We start from the raw sequence: 14,783 nt of genomic DNA on the forward strand, positions 1-14,783 counted from the left end.
AAGGATGGTGTTTATGCTAGATGCGGACATATTGATCATCGGGGGCGGCCCTGCCGGCATTTCGGCAGCGATCTGGTGCAACCGGCTTGGCATGGACCATCTGCTTGTTGAGGAACACAAGATGCTTGGCGGGCAGCTCAGCCTGATCCATAATCGCATTATTGATTATCCCGGCCTGCAAGCGGAAAACGGGGAGGAAATGCGCCGCTATTTTGTTCGGCATGCCGAGTCGTTGCAATGCCGGTACCGGGTGAATACGCGTGTCGTAAAGATAGATGCCGAAAGAAAAGTTGCGGTGGTGGAAACAGGCGGGCTTAAGACCCAAATCGGTTTTCGCTACTTGATTTATGCCGCCGGTGCCGTGCGTAGAAAACTCGGTGTGCCGGGGGAAAAAGAGATGTTCGCCCGCGGGGAAATTTATTCGGCGACGAAGGACAGCCATTTGTTTAAAGGAAAATCTGCTGCAGTCATCGGCGGCGGCGACCGTGCTTTTGAAGGGGCTTGTTTGCTTGCCGAAGCAGGGGCGCACGTCTATCTTATTCACCGCTCGGAACGTTTCAGGGCCAGGCAGGCATATCTCAGTCGGGCCCAATCTTATAAGAACATCCGGATTTTGCCGAATATGCGTGTGAAAGCCATTATCGGGGAAAACCAAACCGAAGCGGTGGAACTCATCCATTCAAGCGGTGAATCCTGTTTTTTGTCGGTATCCGCGGTTTTCGTCCGGATTGGGATGGAACCAAACAGCGCACTCGTTCAAAATGTTACGGGGACAGATGCGGACGGGTACATTGTTTCGGACGGTTACGGGAAAACCGAATGTGAATGGCTGTATGCAATCGGAGACAACTGCCTTGGTCCGCTTTATTCCAGTATTGCAGGGGCGGCCGGGCAGGGGGCTGCTGCAGCAAAGCATATTGCCTCCCGTTTGGCGGAGGTACCCGCGCGGTAAAATAAACGATCTGCTACCGGCTTTACGGCCCCGCGCACGCCGGCATAAAGCCGGGTAATGCGTCCCGGTGAAAAGATGGAGCGTTTTCGAAAAAAACAACGAAAGTGTACAGAGGCGATAGTTTATAAAACATTTTTCCCCGTGCCTTTTTTGTTTTAATCCCGGCCGCCAGGTTGTGAGGCATCTTCCCCGCCCAACACCCGGCTGAATGCGGCAGAAACTTTTTCATATTCTTCGTTTGAATGGAGAGCGTCAAGATCGCCTTCTTCGTCTGTTTTCAAGAAAAACACATCTAAGTCCCGGCCTGTCTGTTCCTCTAAATCTTCAACAAAAGAAACGGCGGCATATTCTGTTCCTTCTAGCGACAATACGCCGATGATTTCCACTTCTTGCTCACGTCCGTTTTCTGTAATTGTAAACACTTCACCCTGTTCAATATTTGCCATCAGGTCTCCTCCTTCGCTTCTTGTTTGGTATTGTATAAAAAAACGGAAAAAACATGCCGAAAAAATACGCTTATGATCGCAGCCGACTATCGGAAAGGAGTGTTTATATATGGATAAAAAAGACATGGAAGAAAAAATCATTCAGCAATACAAAATGGATGAGAAAATGATGGCACTCATTTTTGCCCAGTGGTGCGTGAACAATGGGCTTGATCCGGAAGAACTTTACAGCAGGGCATATCCGCAACAAGAAAAAAATGGCTTGCTGGAAGAAGCGCTTGCCCTAACGGTACCGAAAGAAGAAGCGGGAGAAATCAGCACCGGGACTGTATTGAATGTATTATCCTTATTTGGCAATGACGATTTGGCTTTCGTTGTGTCGGAAGAAAACGCCAAGTTAAAACGGTGAGTCCAGAAACAAACCTGCGTGGAGACGACCCATAATGGTGTTTTTTCAATTTCGGAAATGACAAAATCACCCCTTGGATGCCCAAGGGGTGATCATTATAAGGAATCGCGTATCGCCTTTTTAAATCCTTCGACAGAGAGCAGGGCAAATACCGAATAAAACAACGTATATAGGCCCATCACGATCAGCATCGGTGTCCACAGTTCGGACCCAAAAAAGAACCAGCCGGATTTTACTGCAAAGTAGCTGTGCGCAAGACCGAGCAAAAGTGGAATGCCAAAATTGTAAAGCTGCTTGATCCGGATCCCTGTTGTTAAATCCTGCATGGTAAAGCCAAGCTTGCGCAAAATGGTGTAGGCCGGTTTTTCCTCTTCGCTTTCTTCCATTTGTTTGAAATACAAAATGCAGCCGGATGTGACCAGAAAAGTGAGTCCAAGAAATCCAACAATAAACATCATCACCCCCATGTTTTCTTTTTGCATTTTGATGATTTCAGGACTGGAGTAGGCAAAGGAATCCGACGGGAAATGCAGACTTTGGAACAGCTGGTTTGCTTTGTCAAGATCTTCATCTTTTTTCAGATTGATGCCGGTAAAGAGATTCGAGTTCAATTGAATTTTCGGGTCCGTATCCTTTTTTAACGCCTGGAATAATACATCATCCGTTACCAGAACGGGCATGCTGCCTGAAAAATAATTGGAAAGAACCTGGTCTTTTCGAAGGGCAACGGTGCGCAGTCTGGCTGTTTTCCGCTTGCCCGTTAAGTCAATCATCCCTTCCGATTTCATCGGCAGAAATCTGGCTAAAGCATCGGAATAGCCGGAAAAAACCGCCTGCCCGGGTTTTACATCCATTCCTTTTACTGCCGCATCGCTTACGACCGCTATCGGTACAGCTTTGGAGTCGAACTTCAGATCTTTTGATTTTTTATCGAACAGGCTGCTTAAATCGGCTGTAACCCGTACGACTTCAATTTCTTCTTTTTCATAGGGGATGTTGTTTTCATTTAAACGTTCTGTAAATTGTTTCGCCTCATTCGTCTTGATAAATGAAAAGTCCGCAGCTGTCATATTATGGGCTGTTTCTTCAGCAGAATAAAAGGTAATGTAGCTTAATGACAATAAGCCGATCGCAAGGGCCGACACGGTTGTGATGATGGTCAGCAGCACTGCGTTTGAACGGATCCGGAACATGATGGCGGATAGTGACATGACATCCCGGATATTCAAATACCCGCCTTTCTTTTTCCGGATGAGGTAAAAAACAAACCGGACAGATGTTTTATAAAAAAGATAGGTCCCGAAAATAACAAGGGCTAAAATGCTAATCATTGCCGTATACAAAGCACGCACTGTTACAAAGTCTCCATTGAACAATTCTGATGAAATATAGTATCCTGCCCCGATGCATACAAATCCGATTATTCCAAGCAGCAATCCCGCTTTGGAGATTCGCCCGGCCCGGTCTTCCGTGGAGGAAACGGTACGGAAAAGGGAAAGGATCGTCTGCCGTTTGATAAAGATGCTGTTGATCAGCAGGATCAGGATGAAAATAATGGTAAAGACAAGGAGCGTCTGCCCGAAAGCCTTCATCGAAAAATAAAGGGAAACCTTTGTTTCCACTTGAATGATCCGGAGCAGCAGCATCATCAGCAGCTTGGATGCCGCAAACCCGAAAAAGATGCCGGCAAAGAGTGAGCCGTAGTAGAGCAAAAAATTCTCCGTCCCTAAAATCCGGAACACTTCTTTTTTCGTCATGCCGACAAGCTGGAAAAGCCCGATTTCCTTGCTCCGCCTTTTCATAAACAAATGGTTGGCATAAAAGAGAAACACCGCCACAATGACGATCAGCAAAACCGACGCCACCTTTAGCGCGGCCAGCCCTTTTACGGAAGATTTTACTTCGGCGAGAGAAGGGGCGTATTGCAGTGTCACAAACGCAAAGTATAATGCAGCACTAAAGGCGAGTGCGAAAATATACAGCGCATAATGTGGAAGGTTCTTTTTAAAATTGCGGTAAATCAAACCGTTAATCGTCATGCTGCACACCTCCCAGCACGGCCTGTGTTTTCAGGATGGCCTGATAGAAATCCTGTCTTGATTCGGTGCCTTTATGCAGTTGCGAATAAATCTGCCCGTCTTTGATGAAAATGACCCTGCCCGAATAGCTGGCTGCGGCCGCATCATGGGTGACCATTAAGATGGTTGCGTTTCTTTTTTCGTTCAGGCGGCTTAATTTATTCAAAAGGTCGGATGCCGACTTTGAATCGAGCGCACCTGTTGGTTCGTCGGCAAAAATAAGACCCGGTTCATGGACAAACGCCCGCGCTGCTGATGTCCGCTGCTTCTGCCCGCCGGATATTTCATTCGGATACTTGTCCTGAATATCGGTAATACCGAGTTCTTCCGCAACCGCATGGAATTTTTCGTTCGCCTCGCGTTTTGAAACTTTTTTCACAGACAGCGGCAGCAATATATTTTCCTTCACCGTTAACGTATCAAGCAAATGGTATTCCTGGAAAATAAAGCCTAAATGCCTTTTCCGGAACTCTGCCAGCTGCTTGTCTTTCATTTTCGTCAACGCCTTGCCTTCGATTTCAATGGAACCGCGGCTGGGCCGGTCAATAGAGGATAAAACATTTAACAATGTCGTTTTTCCGGAACCTGACGGCCCCATAATGCTCGTGAATTCTCCTTTTTCAACATTTAAATCAATCCCTTTTAAAACTTCTTGTTTGTTCCACTTGTTGCCGTACGTTTTATAAACATTTTTTGCTTCAAGGATCATGATTGGCTCCCCCTTTCTGATATGATTTCATTATAGAAAAGCCGGCATGTTTCTTCCTTCGTTTCAGCTAACAATACAGAAAAGCATATGACAGTTTTGTCACATGCCTGTAATTTGCTGCAAGCTATTTCTTTCCGGGAAGATGAGCGTAAAGGTCGAACCGGCGCCGGGAACCGACTGGACAGTAAGCAGGATATTTAATTTTTCTGCCGCCCTTTTGGCAAGATACAGGCCGAGGCCGGTTGCCCCCCTGTTTTGGCTGCGGTCAGAAGAGGTGAAGCCCTTTTCAAAAATGCGCGGCAAATCTTTCGGGTCAATGCCGCGCCCCTTGTCTGCCACCGATAATTGGAAGCGGCCGTCTGCTATTTTTCCGGAAATGGAGATGTCTGTCCCGCAACTGTACTGGACCGCATTTACCAGCAATTGCCGGAGGATAAACGACAGCCATTTTGCATCTGTAACCATTGCCGGAACCCCCGGTGAGACGTCAAAACCGATGCCTTTTTGAATGCACCATGGCTGAATCGCTTTGATTTCCTGGAAGATCAGGCGTTTCAGGTCAACATTTTCCATATAAACGTCATTTTCCATATTGCCGATCCGTTTTTCATGAAGCTGTTTGTCAAGCAGGTGGTGGATGCGCAGCCATTCATAATTGAGCGACACTTTTGCTTCTTCATCTTGAAGCCGGTCAATGATGAGCTGCATGGCGGTCATCGGCGTTTTGACCTCATGTACCCATGCTGTTAATTCATCTTGTTCTTCTTGCACCGCGGACGCGTTCCGGTCGGTTTCCGCCCGTAGATGTTCCGCCTGCGCTTGTACGGCCTGATGCACGATCTGTTCAAAAGGGGTTCTGGGGCGGGTGATCTCGCTCGTATCAAGATCCCCATCCCATTCTGAAAGGCTTTGATAAAATTTCACTTCTTTCCGGGCGCGGAAGAAAAGGAAAAGAAGAAAAGCAATCGTTTCTAAAAAAACGATATAAAGAACGGATGAAAGCGCGATTTGCGGATCAAGCCATGCAATGAAAAGCAGCATCAGCTGGCAGGCGGCAAAAAATATTACCCAGCTTTTTCGTTCAACAAGAAATATCCGGATCATAGGCCGGCATCCTTTTCAAGCGCCATATAGCCTTGGCCCACTTTTGTTTCGATACAGTCACCGAGCCCGATCGTGGAAAGTTTTTTCCGCAGGCGGTTGACGTTCACGGTCAATGTATTATCGCTCACAAACCTTTCATCGTCCCATAAACATTCGATCAGATGCGTGCGGCTCACAATCCGGTTTTTCATGTCCACCAATATTTTTAAAATAAACATTTCGTTTTTTGACAGTTCAATGCATCCATGTTCATTTTCGACCGTGTTTTTCTGCAAATCGATTGTGGCCCCGCACCATGTTTTTAAAACCGTCTGCTCGCTCGTGTAGGCATATACCCGACGCAAAATAGCCTGGATTTTGGCGATTAACACGTCGATATGAAAAGGCTTTTGCACATAATCGTCCGCGCCGAGCTGCATCGCCATCACCATATCTGTCGGATGGTCGCGGGAAGAAAGGAAAAGGATTGGGACATGGGAGTGCGCGCGAATTTGTCGGCACCAGTGGAACCCGTCAAATTTCGGTAGCTGGATGTCAATGACTACCAGATCAGGCCGGAATTCCGCAAATTCCTCCATCACCTGTCCAAAATCGCGGATCCCCGCAACTTCAAATGACCACTGCGAAAGTCTTTCTTTCACTTCACGAAACAGCGTCACATCGTCTTCAATGATTAGAATTTTTATCAACCGGACCACTCTTTCTATTTTTGCTACCCTCCATTTTACAAGAAAAGGCGAAAGCAGGCTACATTAACCATCAACGAGAAAGCGCGGCATACTTCCTTTTGCTGCGCTTTTTCCTTATCACTTCTTTTAGAAAGCAAACCAATGCTCTTCCAAATCACAGAAAAAGGAACGCAATGCCCGAAAGCGCTAAAATATATGAATGATAATCCCAGATGCGTGCAATCAGAATGCTTATCGAGAACCCGAAAAGAATAAATTGGTACCTGTAGAAAGGACGTTTTTCGTTGGAGAAACGCGGGAGATGCGTCAATTGGCTGATGGACGCTATGCAGTACAGCTGTTAAAATCAACTTAAATGAAAATTTTGAGGATGTACAAATATAAAAATTTTGGTTTATTTTCCAAGGAAGATGGGTAGATAATATTGCTTTTTAATAGAATGAAAGTAGAAAGGTAATTTTTTTCGCGGATTTATGTACTGTTTGCAGCGGGCTAAATGCTGGTATTGTTGAGGTGAGAACATGAAGTTTAAAAGAAGCGTAATAATCATGATGATGCTGTTTTTGTTAGGAAGTTGTAGCTTGATGCCGAATAAAGCGGATGAAAAAAAGCAGGCGGAAGCATCAGAGTACATGCCGGTACAAGATTACACGGGGCAAGGTTATTCGTTTGATAATGGAGAAGAGACAGGGAAATTTGCCAATCAGCACCGGAAACAAATCGTTGAAAAGGTTAAGCAATATTTTAGACAAAAATACCATCTGGATATTACTGTCCATCAGATCTACGGGGCAACTGACGCGGCAGTAGTTTTTGTTGAATCCAAAAAAGATCCGAAATTTCACACCTCTGTCATCGTTGGAATTGATTTGGAAAACAAAAAGATTGGCAATGTAGGCGCCTATGAGGGCTCGGTTGAAGGGGCAATTACATCAGGTTTGTACGTCATGGCATATGAAAAGGAATTTCAAAGACTGGATGATTTTTGTACGGCGATTACGAAAGAATACCCGGTTATTGGCAGGACAAAGGAAGCTGTGGATCATACAGTTGATTCCGGTTATGCTACGCCATATTATTATTTAAATACGACGCATTTAGAGTTTTTAAAGGCTTACAAATCTTTTCTAAATAACCCAAAAACCACTGGTCAGAATCTAAAAAAGCAGATAGAAGATCAAAAATTCGTTCCTGACAATATGATAATAGAATTAACATTTTATATGCGAAAAAAACATGAGCACCCTGATAAAACGCTTGTAAATAAGATAAAAGATGAATTGAAAAAACAAAAAGATTTTCCGCCGGGTGAATATTCAATATCCGTAAATAGTAATGATATTTTAATGCGGACTGGAACCGAAAAGGATTATGAAGATTCAGATACAAAAAACAATGATGTGATTATTGAACCAAATGGGGAAGTGGCGAAATGAAAAAACGTATTTCTGATCAGGATTTGATTAAATTGAGCGGATTCCATATATGTGACCATCCTCAAAAGATAAATAAATTTCGTTCGTATATCTATTGTTAAACAAACTAACTATAATCATTCATCTTCCGGTCCTGATGCAATGGTAGTCGGATACAACGCCAGGCATTTTAGATCAGTTTTTCTAAAAAGGAAAATTACTTTTGTTTGGAGTGTAAATAATGACTTTTAAAAGAAGCGGAATGGTCGTGATGCTGCTGTTTTTATTAGGGGGGTGTAGCTTAATGCCGCATAAAGGGGATGAAAAAAAGCGGGCGGAAGCATCAGAGTACATGCCGGTACAGGATTACACGGGGCAAGGTTATTCGTTTGATAACGGAGAAGAGACAGGGAAATTTGCGAATCAGCACCGGAAACAAATCGTTCAAAGGGTCAAGCAATATTTTATCCAAAAATACCATCTGGATATCACCGTCCATCATATATACGGCGCAACTGACGCGGCAGTTGTATTTGTTGAATCCAAAAAAGATCCGAAATTTCATACCTCTGTCATCGTTGGAATTGATTTGGAAAACAAAAAGATTGGCGATGTGGGCGCCTATGAGGGCTCTGTTGAAGGGGCAATTACAACAGGTTTGTATGTCATGGCATATGAAAAGGAATTTCAAAAGCTGGATGCATTTTGTACGGCGATTGCGAGAGAATACCCGGTTATTGGTAGGACCAAAGAAGCTGTGGATCATACTGCCAGCACTGGTTTCACCACCCCATATTACTACACAAGTACGTCGGATTTAATATTTCCAGAAGCCTATCATGCCTTTCTGCTATACATTTAATAAAGCAAACACCATTCGATAAGGAGGGAATGATGATTACGCTCACATTTTTTATGGAGAAAAAACATAGTCTCCCAGATAAATCAATAGCCAAAGAAGTGATTAATAAATTAAAAAAATCAAATGGGTTACCACCGGGGAATTATGGTGTTTATATCAAAAGTAACGAAATATTAAAAAGAACAGGAACGGCGAAAAAGCAGGAAGGTACGACATCAGGGGTAGATGATATCATCTTGGAACCTAGTAAATGAGGTGTGGTTAATGAGTATTTTAAAGCAAAATGATAATACTTCGGTCAAGTCTTTTTTTGTGTGTAAATTCCTCTCAGTCGGGATAGAGTAATTAACCCGAATAAATGTCTGTCGCTTTGTTGGATTGGTCAGACGATTTCGGTTGTTTGGCTTTCCATTCAAAATAGTCTTCCATCTTCAAATAGCGGCGTCCTTCTGCCCATTTTTCATCCTTTTCCATGAGAACAGAACCCATTAGCCGGATTACGGAATCCCGGTTAGGAAAAATACGGATAACCTGTTCCCGACGGCGAAATTCTTCATTGAGTCGTTCCATGCCGTTTGTCGTTCTCAGGCGACGACGATACGGCTCCGGAAGTGAGAGTGCTGCAGTGACATCGTCAAAGGCTTCCTCTACCATTTCAGTCACTTTAGGCGCTTTATCCTGATAAGTATTCAGAAAGGACTGAAGTAGTGTGTGTGCTGTTTCAATGTCTGGAGCGTGGAGAATGGCTTTCACTTGTTCAGTTCCTTCGCTCTCTAAATGTTTTGGAAGCCGATCGTGTACGTTACGCAGAAAATGAGCTTGACATCTTTGCCACGTTGCTCCCTGAAACGCTTTTTGAACAGCGCTGACTAAACCGCCATGATCATCGCTAACGATTACATCTACGCCCTTTAGTCCACGAGATTTTAGCCAATCAAAATAATTCTTCCAAGCCTCTGTGCTTTCACTGTCATCGACTTTTAGGCCAAGAATCGATCGATAGCCTTTCTCGTTGACACCATAGCTAATCAATACACCCCGGGAACGGACACGGCCATTTTCACGCACCTTTGTATAAATTGCATCCACAAACAGAAACGGATAGCTGCCCTCTAGGGGACGGTTATTCCAGCCCGTAACCACGGGATCCAGCTGCCCACAAAGATTCGACACGGTCGACTTCGAGAAGTCTGAACCACAGAGCTCTTCGGTGATTTGACTGACACGGCGCGTAGAAACACCATTAATCACCATTTCCATCAAAGACAGGACCAGTGCTTGTTCACTACGCTGATAACGCTGAAAGAGATCAGTTGAAAAATGACCGTTGCGCAGCCTGGGAACGTACAAAGAGAGCTTTCCCACGCGGGTTTTTAGTTGGCGGGGGTAGGAGCCGTTTCGGTAATCAATTCTAGCTTCATTACGTTCATATTTTTCGGCTTTCAGCTGTTCGCTGGCCTGTGCCTCCAGAACTTGATTCAAAATCGCCTCCAAAAGGGCATTTATACCCGATTCTTTTGAATCGCCAAGAAATAATTGATGCAAAAGTTGTTCATCTAGAGTAATCTGTAATTGAGCCATCCCTGAATCTCTCCTTTAGAAATTTAGTTTTTTGGTTAACTCTATTCTAACTGAGATGATGGGCTCTGGCTCATTTTCTATAAAAAAATGATAGAGACGGCAAGAGAAATGAAATCCCGCTGTTTTTCTGGAGGGGGCTGGCCAGCCCCCTCCAGAAAAACAGCCCCTATACTCCATATTCCCTCATATTCAGATAACCCTTTTTACACAATTATACGGACTTAACTAATACTTCTGATCGAGATCTTATTAAATTGTGTGGTTTTAATGTTTATCAACATCCTGAAGATCGTGCACTACTAAAAATCAATAGGAAATTGTACCATGTCCGGTATACTTACTTTAACCGTGCATCTTCCGGCCTCGATGCAATGGTCGTCGAAAATAAGGCAACAGGCGAAATTTCCCTCATTTATGAAGGCACACAAAAAGAAAAACGTAACCAAGATGTGCTGACAGATGGGGATTTGGTATTATCGGATGCAACGCCCCAGCAGTTTAAAGATGCCGATCAATTTTTTCGTAAAATGAAAAAGAAGTACGGCCGTATTGATCATGTTGCCGGCAATTCATTAGGCGGTGCGCTGGCAAACTATGTTGCTGTAAAAGAAGGCGTTCATTCCGTCACGCTCGATCCGGCCATATTGCCACCAGAGGTTACCGATGACATGAAAGGCAAAAAGACGAAGAAACTCCGGATCACCAATTACTGTGGTTCCTATGATCCTTTAACGTTACTGGAAAAAGCGGCTGGTTTGGAAAACCGCCTTCCAGGTGAAAAAGTAAAACTTGATTTTGGCATTAGCTGGTTTAAATGGTTTGCAAACAATCACACCGGTTATATCGAGGATAAAAACACCGGCATGCCCGTGGAAAAAGTGACAATCGGCCAAAAAGGCACTGTCTCTTACGGAAAAATCCGGTTCAGCGCCGATGCTTGGGTTCCGGCAAGTGTCTGGACAGGGGAAACGTTAACAGCAGAAAGCGCAGGAAAGGGGCAAAAAATTGATATTGATACGGAACATATCGGACAACTCGCTCAAGTATTGGAATCGCGCATCCTCGCAGCATGCGAAGAATCTTTTCAATATTTGAAGAAATCGATTGACATCGTGGAGACAGAGGGGAGCAGACTTGATAACAGAAAAACAAATCTCCAGCATGCCTTTGACGCAATCATGGTAGAACATCAAGTACTGAAAGAAATCTTGCATATTAGTGAAAAATGGTTGGCCGAAAAGGCCGTAGTGGCAGTCTCGCCCGATATATCCCGATTTTTAAAATTAAAGGACGCGGTTCATATCCCGCTTGCTGATCAGATGTTTGCAGCAGTTGAAGCAGCGGCAGCCCGCCTCGCAGGCCCTTTGCTGGAAATTCCTTATACCATTGAAAAAATCATACATGCAATTGATAAAATGAAAGAAGCACTTACAAATTTAAAATACAATCACCTGCCGCTCATATTTTGGGGCATTGACAATGGCTTTCTTGATGGCATTGTCGATGAACTGAAAGCGCATTACCGGGTGATTGAGACGAATAACAAAAATGTCCGCCGGGATGTTTCCCTTTTTCTTACACACACGAAAGATGTAAAAATGGGGATGGAAAAAATAGATAGAAAAATCGGAGAAGCCATGCAAATGGAATCGGGAAATGCCCAGGTTGCGGCAACAGTTTCTGCATCGCCAGCTGAAAAAATAAATTGTATTGATTCACCATATTTAAAATCGGGAATGGCAATTCGACGTAACCAGCTTAACAAAAGCTTTCAAAAATTTGCCGACCGGTTTACAGCATTTATGGAACCGCTCATTGCCGCATCACTGAATGAGGTATACAAATTGGAAGCATTGCTTTGTGAAGTAGATTTACTTGTGAAAGCATTAAAATGGGAAATGGCCATCATTCGTATCCCGTTTACAAATGTAGACAATCTTATCCGTTCTGAATTTTCCGCTTTAGATCATTTTCTCCGGGAGAAAATGGATACGGTTCAACATCTGCAAAAATTGTTTTTGACTTTAATGAAAGAAATGCCTGATATTCTAGATGCATTAAAACCGTATATTGAAACCGCGATTTTTAACGGCACACAGTATGAAGCTGTTATTCTTTACAACAAAGCGGCTTTAGCCGTTTTGGAAGCCATGAAACTGGAGTTTGCCGACATTGCGTACCAGCTTCAAGAAAACGAATCACTTGCCATTTCTGAACTGGGAAAGCATGCTGCCAATGTCAACCATAACATTAGCACTTTAATGGAGCAAGTAAAGATGGGGACTTTAATTTAATAATTCGAACAATTCGCATCCGTTATCATTTTATAAAGACAAAAAAGAGATAATCCTGAATTACGAAAGTAAAATAAAAAGGTGCCCTGAATCTCTCATATAAGGGAGGGGAGGGCACCTTTAAGTTGAATGATATCACCTCTGTCTTAAAAATCAATTATGCGTTCCATTTAGGGAAGAGTGTCAATTTTAGCAGGCTGCTCCCGATTTTGCAGTTTCTGGAAAGTATGAAGATTAAACAGACTTTCCAGGATTTTGACTGCTTGAAAAAATACAATGCCAAATATTCTTTAAGCAAAATCTTTGTATACCTGTGATTGACTGGCTGGCCAATTGTTTCCGGCTGTTTCATTTCCAGACTTTGCAGGATAATCCTTTTCTCACGTCCTTTATAGACGGAACCTGTCGGCGCGATACGCTTTTAAATAAGGACCTGTTATAGCTGAAAAAGATGGAGGGTGCCGATCTTGAATTCAAAACACGCACGATGGATCTGATGGAACCCTTTTTGGATTTTGTTTCAGAATCATATGTTGACATATCGTTATTTTTCGATATAATGATTTGTATGGAACTCATTGAAGTCTTTAAAGCCTTATCCAATGAATCAAGATTGCAAATTTTAAAATGGCTGAAAGAACCGGATCGTCATTTTACGCCCCACGAAGGGATTGATATGAATACTACAGGGGTATGTGTTAGTCAAATAACAGATAAATTGAAAATGACGCAATCCACAGTATCTCAATACCTTTCCATACTGCAACGAGCTGGGTTAATTACGGCAGAACGTATTGGTAAATATACTTACTACAAAAGAGATGAAGAAGCCATAAAAAAAATTGCCACTCTATTTGAAAAGAATATTTAAAAAATGAAACTGAATCCTGATTATGAATACAGTTTCATTTCCTTAAACATATCGACATATCACGATATGTGTTTTTGTCGATACAAAACGTTCAACCCTGATATATTTTGATGATGAAGGAGTGATTTATTTTGTCAAACACTGGTAAGATCTATATCTTAGCGATCGTAAGTTTTTTAGTTGGAACTTCACAGTATATCATTTCCGGAATTTTGGATAATATTTCGGAATCATTAGGCATTACTCTCGCAGCAGCTGGTCAGTTAATAACCATTTTTTCGCTTGTATATGCTATTTTCACACCTGTATTAATGGCTATCACCTCCAGAATGGATAAACGTAAGTTAATGATATATTCACTTGGTCTATTTGTTATTGGAAATATTCTTGCATTCATCCTTCCTGGTTATGGATTCTTTATTGTCTCAAGGATTATTATGGCCTTTGGTGCAGGAATGGTTGTAGTGACAGCCTTAACGATTGCGGAGAAAATTGCTCCAAAAGGGAAGAAAGCTAGCGCCATTGCCACTGTCATTATGGGATTGACAGCATCATTAATCATTGGCGTTCCACTTGGAAGAATGACGAGTGAGGTACTGGGTTGGAAGGCTGTTTTTGGAGGGATTGCCTTACTTGGATTAGTTGCGATGGTTATTATTTCGCTTACCATTCCAAAAATTCAGGTGGAAAAATTGACACCTTTAAATCAGCAACTCGCTTTATTAAAAAAACCAAAAGTGGTACTCGGATTAGCCATCACTTTTTTCTGGCTTGGCGGATATTCCATTGTTTATACCTACTTATCCCCTTACCTGCTAAATATTTCAGGTGTAAGTGACAAATTGCTTAGCGGCGTTCTCCTTATATTTGGTATTGCCAGTCTAGTTGGATCAAAGTTTGGCGGATTTAGTACCGATCGGTGGGGTGTGCGGTTCACACTCATTGGTGGCATGATCTTACATATCACCATGCTCGTTCTGTTATCAATCGTTACCCACTCTTACGTGGGCGTGTTGGTCATATTAATATTATGGTCCTTTGCAGCATGGTCTACTGGCCCGACTCAACAATATCACCTAGCTACAATAGAGCCGGAGTCGTCTAGTTTATTGCTAGGTCTCAATCAGTCAATGATGCAGTTGGCCATGGCGGCAGGTGCAGGAATTGGGGGTATCTTTGTAGAGAGAGTTTCCCTCACTTCCATTACCTGGCTAGGCGCTTTAGGCGTTACAATCGCAATTGGATTAACAATATTGACTTCACGTTCTCCTTCTAAAAAGACCTCAGTCGACTGCAACGTCGTGAAGTCGCAATAAATTGTTAGAATCGTATCTTGTTGTCAAATTAGTGGATTTAGATTTCAAAGTAAGGAT

At 43.1% G+C, this 14,783-nt stretch carries 15 protein-coding genes; 9 read left to right on the forward strand and 6 right to left on the reverse strand.

Annotation, left to right across the window (positions count from 1 at the left end):
• Positions 1-13 precede the first annotated feature (13 nt).
• Positions 14-952 carry an NAD(P)/FAD-dependent oxidoreductase gene (locus NST70_RS07300; protein ID WP_046721158.1) on the forward strand — a complete coding sequence of 313 codons (939 nt, stop codon included), beginning with the start codon at positions 14-16 and terminating at the stop codon, positions 950-952.
• Positions 953-1,107: 155 nt separating this feature from the next.
• Here NST70_RS07300 and NST70_RS07305 read toward each other — a convergent pair whose 3' ends face one another.
• Entirely contained in the window at positions 1,108-1,398 is a 291-nt protein-coding gene (locus NST70_RS07305; RefSeq protein WP_046721157.1) for a DUF1292 domain-containing protein, read from the reverse strand.
• Positions 1,399-1,507: 109 nt separating this feature from the next.
• Here NST70_RS07305 and NST70_RS07310 point away from each other — a divergent pair, with 109 nt between their 5' ends.
• Positions 1,508-1,807 carry a hypothetical protein gene (locus NST70_RS07310; protein ID WP_014098389.1) on the forward strand — a complete coding sequence of 100 codons (300 nt, stop codon included), beginning with the start codon at positions 1,508-1,510 and terminating at the stop codon, positions 1,805-1,807.
• Positions 1,808-1,902: 95 nt separating this feature from the next.
• Here the strand turns inward: NST70_RS07310 and NST70_RS07315 are convergent, their stop codons facing one another.
• The 4 genes from NST70_RS07315 to NST70_RS07330 form a co-directional block, all read right to left on the reverse strand.
• On the reverse strand, positions 1,903-3,846 hold the full coding sequence (locus NST70_RS07315) for an FtsX-like permease family protein (protein WP_071451896.1): 1,944 nt from the start codon (positions 3,844-3,846) through the stop codon (positions 1,903-1,905).
• On the reverse strand, positions 3,836-4,597 hold the full coding sequence (locus tag NST70_RS07320) for an ABC transporter ATP-binding protein (protein WP_046721155.1): 762 nt from the start codon (positions 4,595-4,597) through the stop codon (positions 3,836-3,838). The genes NST70_RS07315 and NST70_RS07320 overlap by 11 nt, the downstream gene beginning before the upstream one ends.
• A 96-nt stretch (positions 4,598-4,693) precedes the next feature.
• Entirely contained in the window at positions 4,694-5,698 is a 1,005-nt protein-coding gene (locus NST70_RS07325) for a sensor histidine kinase (protein WP_014098386.1), read from the reverse strand.
• Complete coding sequence (locus NST70_RS07330) at positions 5,695-6,387, reverse strand: response regulator transcription factor (RefSeq protein WP_014098385.1); 693 nt, start codon at positions 6,385-6,387, stop codon at positions 5,695-5,697. Before NST70_RS07330 ends, NST70_RS07325 begins: the two co-directional genes overlap by 4 nt.
• 521 nt (positions 6,388-6,908) lie before the next feature.
• Between NST70_RS07330 and NST70_RS07335 the strand changes: the two genes are divergently transcribed.
• The 3 genes from NST70_RS07335 (at position 6,909) to NST70_RS07345 (ending at position 8,918) form a co-directional block, all read left to right on the forward strand.
• Positions 6,909-7,823, forward strand: a complete 915-nt coding sequence (locus tag NST70_RS07335) for a DUF1672 domain-containing protein (protein ID WP_014098384.1) — start codon at positions 6,909-6,911, stop codon at positions 7,821-7,823.
• 220 nt (positions 7,824-8,043) lie between these two features.
• Positions 8,044-8,664 carry a DUF1672 family protein gene (locus NST70_RS07340; protein WP_014098383.1) on the forward strand — a complete coding sequence of 207 codons (621 nt, stop codon included), beginning with the start codon at positions 8,044-8,046 and terminating at the stop codon, positions 8,662-8,664.
• Between the two features lie 32 nt (positions 8,665-8,696).
• On the forward strand, positions 8,697-8,918 hold the full coding sequence (locus NST70_RS07345) for a hypothetical protein (protein ID WP_071451898.1): 222 nt from the start codon (positions 8,697-8,699) through the stop codon (positions 8,916-8,918).
• Between the two features lie 91 nt (positions 8,919-9,009).
• On the opposite strand, the gene NST70_RS07350 is transcribed toward NST70_RS07345, so the two are convergent.
• Positions 9,010-10,245 (reverse strand): IS256 family transposase, encoded by a 1,236-nt coding sequence (locus NST70_RS07350; protein WP_026684065.1) that lies wholly within the window; start codon positions 10,243-10,245, stop codon positions 9,010-9,012.
• Positions 10,246-10,562: 317 nt separating this feature from the next.
• Here NST70_RS07350 and NST70_RS07355 point away from each other — a divergent pair, with 317 nt between their 5' ends.
• The 4 genes from NST70_RS07355 to NST70_RS07370 all read left to right on the forward strand — a co-directional run bounded on the left by NST70_RS07355 (position 10,563) and on the right by NST70_RS07370 (position 14,726).
• Positions 10,563-12,539 (forward strand): alpha/beta hydrolase, encoded by a 1,977-nt coding sequence (locus tag NST70_RS07355; protein WP_342476080.1) that lies wholly within the window; start codon positions 10,563-10,565, stop codon positions 12,537-12,539.
• Positions 12,540-12,664: 125 nt separating this feature from the next.
• Positions 12,665-12,856 carry a hypothetical protein gene (locus NST70_RS07360; RefSeq protein ID WP_014098380.1) on the forward strand — a complete coding sequence of 64 codons (192 nt, stop codon included), beginning with the start codon at positions 12,665-12,667 and terminating at the stop codon, positions 12,854-12,856.
• A gap of 251 nt (positions 12,857-13,107) precedes the next feature.
• On the forward strand, positions 13,108-13,410 hold the full coding sequence (locus NST70_RS07365; protein ID WP_035184949.1) for a metalloregulator ArsR/SmtB family transcription factor: 303 nt from the start codon (positions 13,108-13,110) through the stop codon (positions 13,408-13,410).
• A gap of 131 nt (positions 13,411-13,541) precedes the next feature.
• A complete protein-coding gene (locus tag NST70_RS07370) occupies positions 13,542-14,726 on the forward strand; it encodes an MFS transporter (protein ID WP_342476083.1) in 1,185 nt (394 codons plus the stop codon).
• The last annotated feature ends 57 nt before the right edge of the window (positions 14,727-14,783 follow it).

The organism is Weizmannia sp. FSL K6-0777 (assembly GCF_038593185.1).
GTDB lineage: Bacteria > Bacillota > Bacilli > Bacillales > Bacillaceae_C > Weizmannia > Weizmannia faecalis.

What these genes read in the sequence shown, in the direction of transcription:
- NST70_RS07300 (WP_046721158.1), top strand. Translation starts at nt 14, where the DNA reads ATGCTAGATGCGGACATATTGATCATCGGGGGCGGCCCTGCCGGCATT.
- NST70_RS07305 (WP_046721157.1), bottom strand. Translation starts at nt 1,398, where the DNA reads ATGGCAAATATTGAACAGGGTGAAGTGTTTACAATTACAGAAAACGGA.
- NST70_RS07310 (WP_014098389.1), top strand. Translation starts at nt 1,508, where the DNA reads ATGGATAAAAAAGACATGGAAGAAAAAATCATTCAGCAATACAAAATG.
- NST70_RS07315 (WP_071451896.1), bottom strand. Translation starts at nt 3,846, where the DNA reads ATGACGATTAACGGTTTGATTTACCGCAATTTTAAAAAGAACCTTCCA.
- NST70_RS07325 (WP_014098386.1), bottom strand. Translation starts at nt 5,698, where the DNA reads ATGATCCGGATATTTCTTGTTGAACGAAAAAGCTGGGTAATATTTTTT.
- NST70_RS07335 (WP_014098384.1), top strand. Translation starts at nt 6,909, where the DNA reads ATGAAGTTTAAAAGAAGCGTAATAATCATGATGATGCTGTTTTTGTTA.
- NST70_RS07340 (WP_014098383.1), top strand. Translation starts at nt 8,044, where the DNA reads ATGACTTTTAAAAGAAGCGGAATGGTCGTGATGCTGCTGTTTTTATTA.
- NST70_RS07345 (WP_071451898.1), top strand. Translation starts at nt 8,697, where the DNA reads ATGATTACGCTCACATTTTTTATGGAGAAAAAACATAGTCTCCCAGAT.
- NST70_RS07350 (WP_026684065.1), bottom strand. Translation starts at nt 10,245, where the DNA reads ATGGCTCAATTACAGATTACTCTAGATGAACAACTTTTGCATCAATTA.
- NST70_RS07365 (WP_035184949.1), top strand. Translation starts at nt 13,108, where the DNA reads ATGGAACTCATTGAAGTCTTTAAAGCCTTATCCAATGAATCAAGATTG.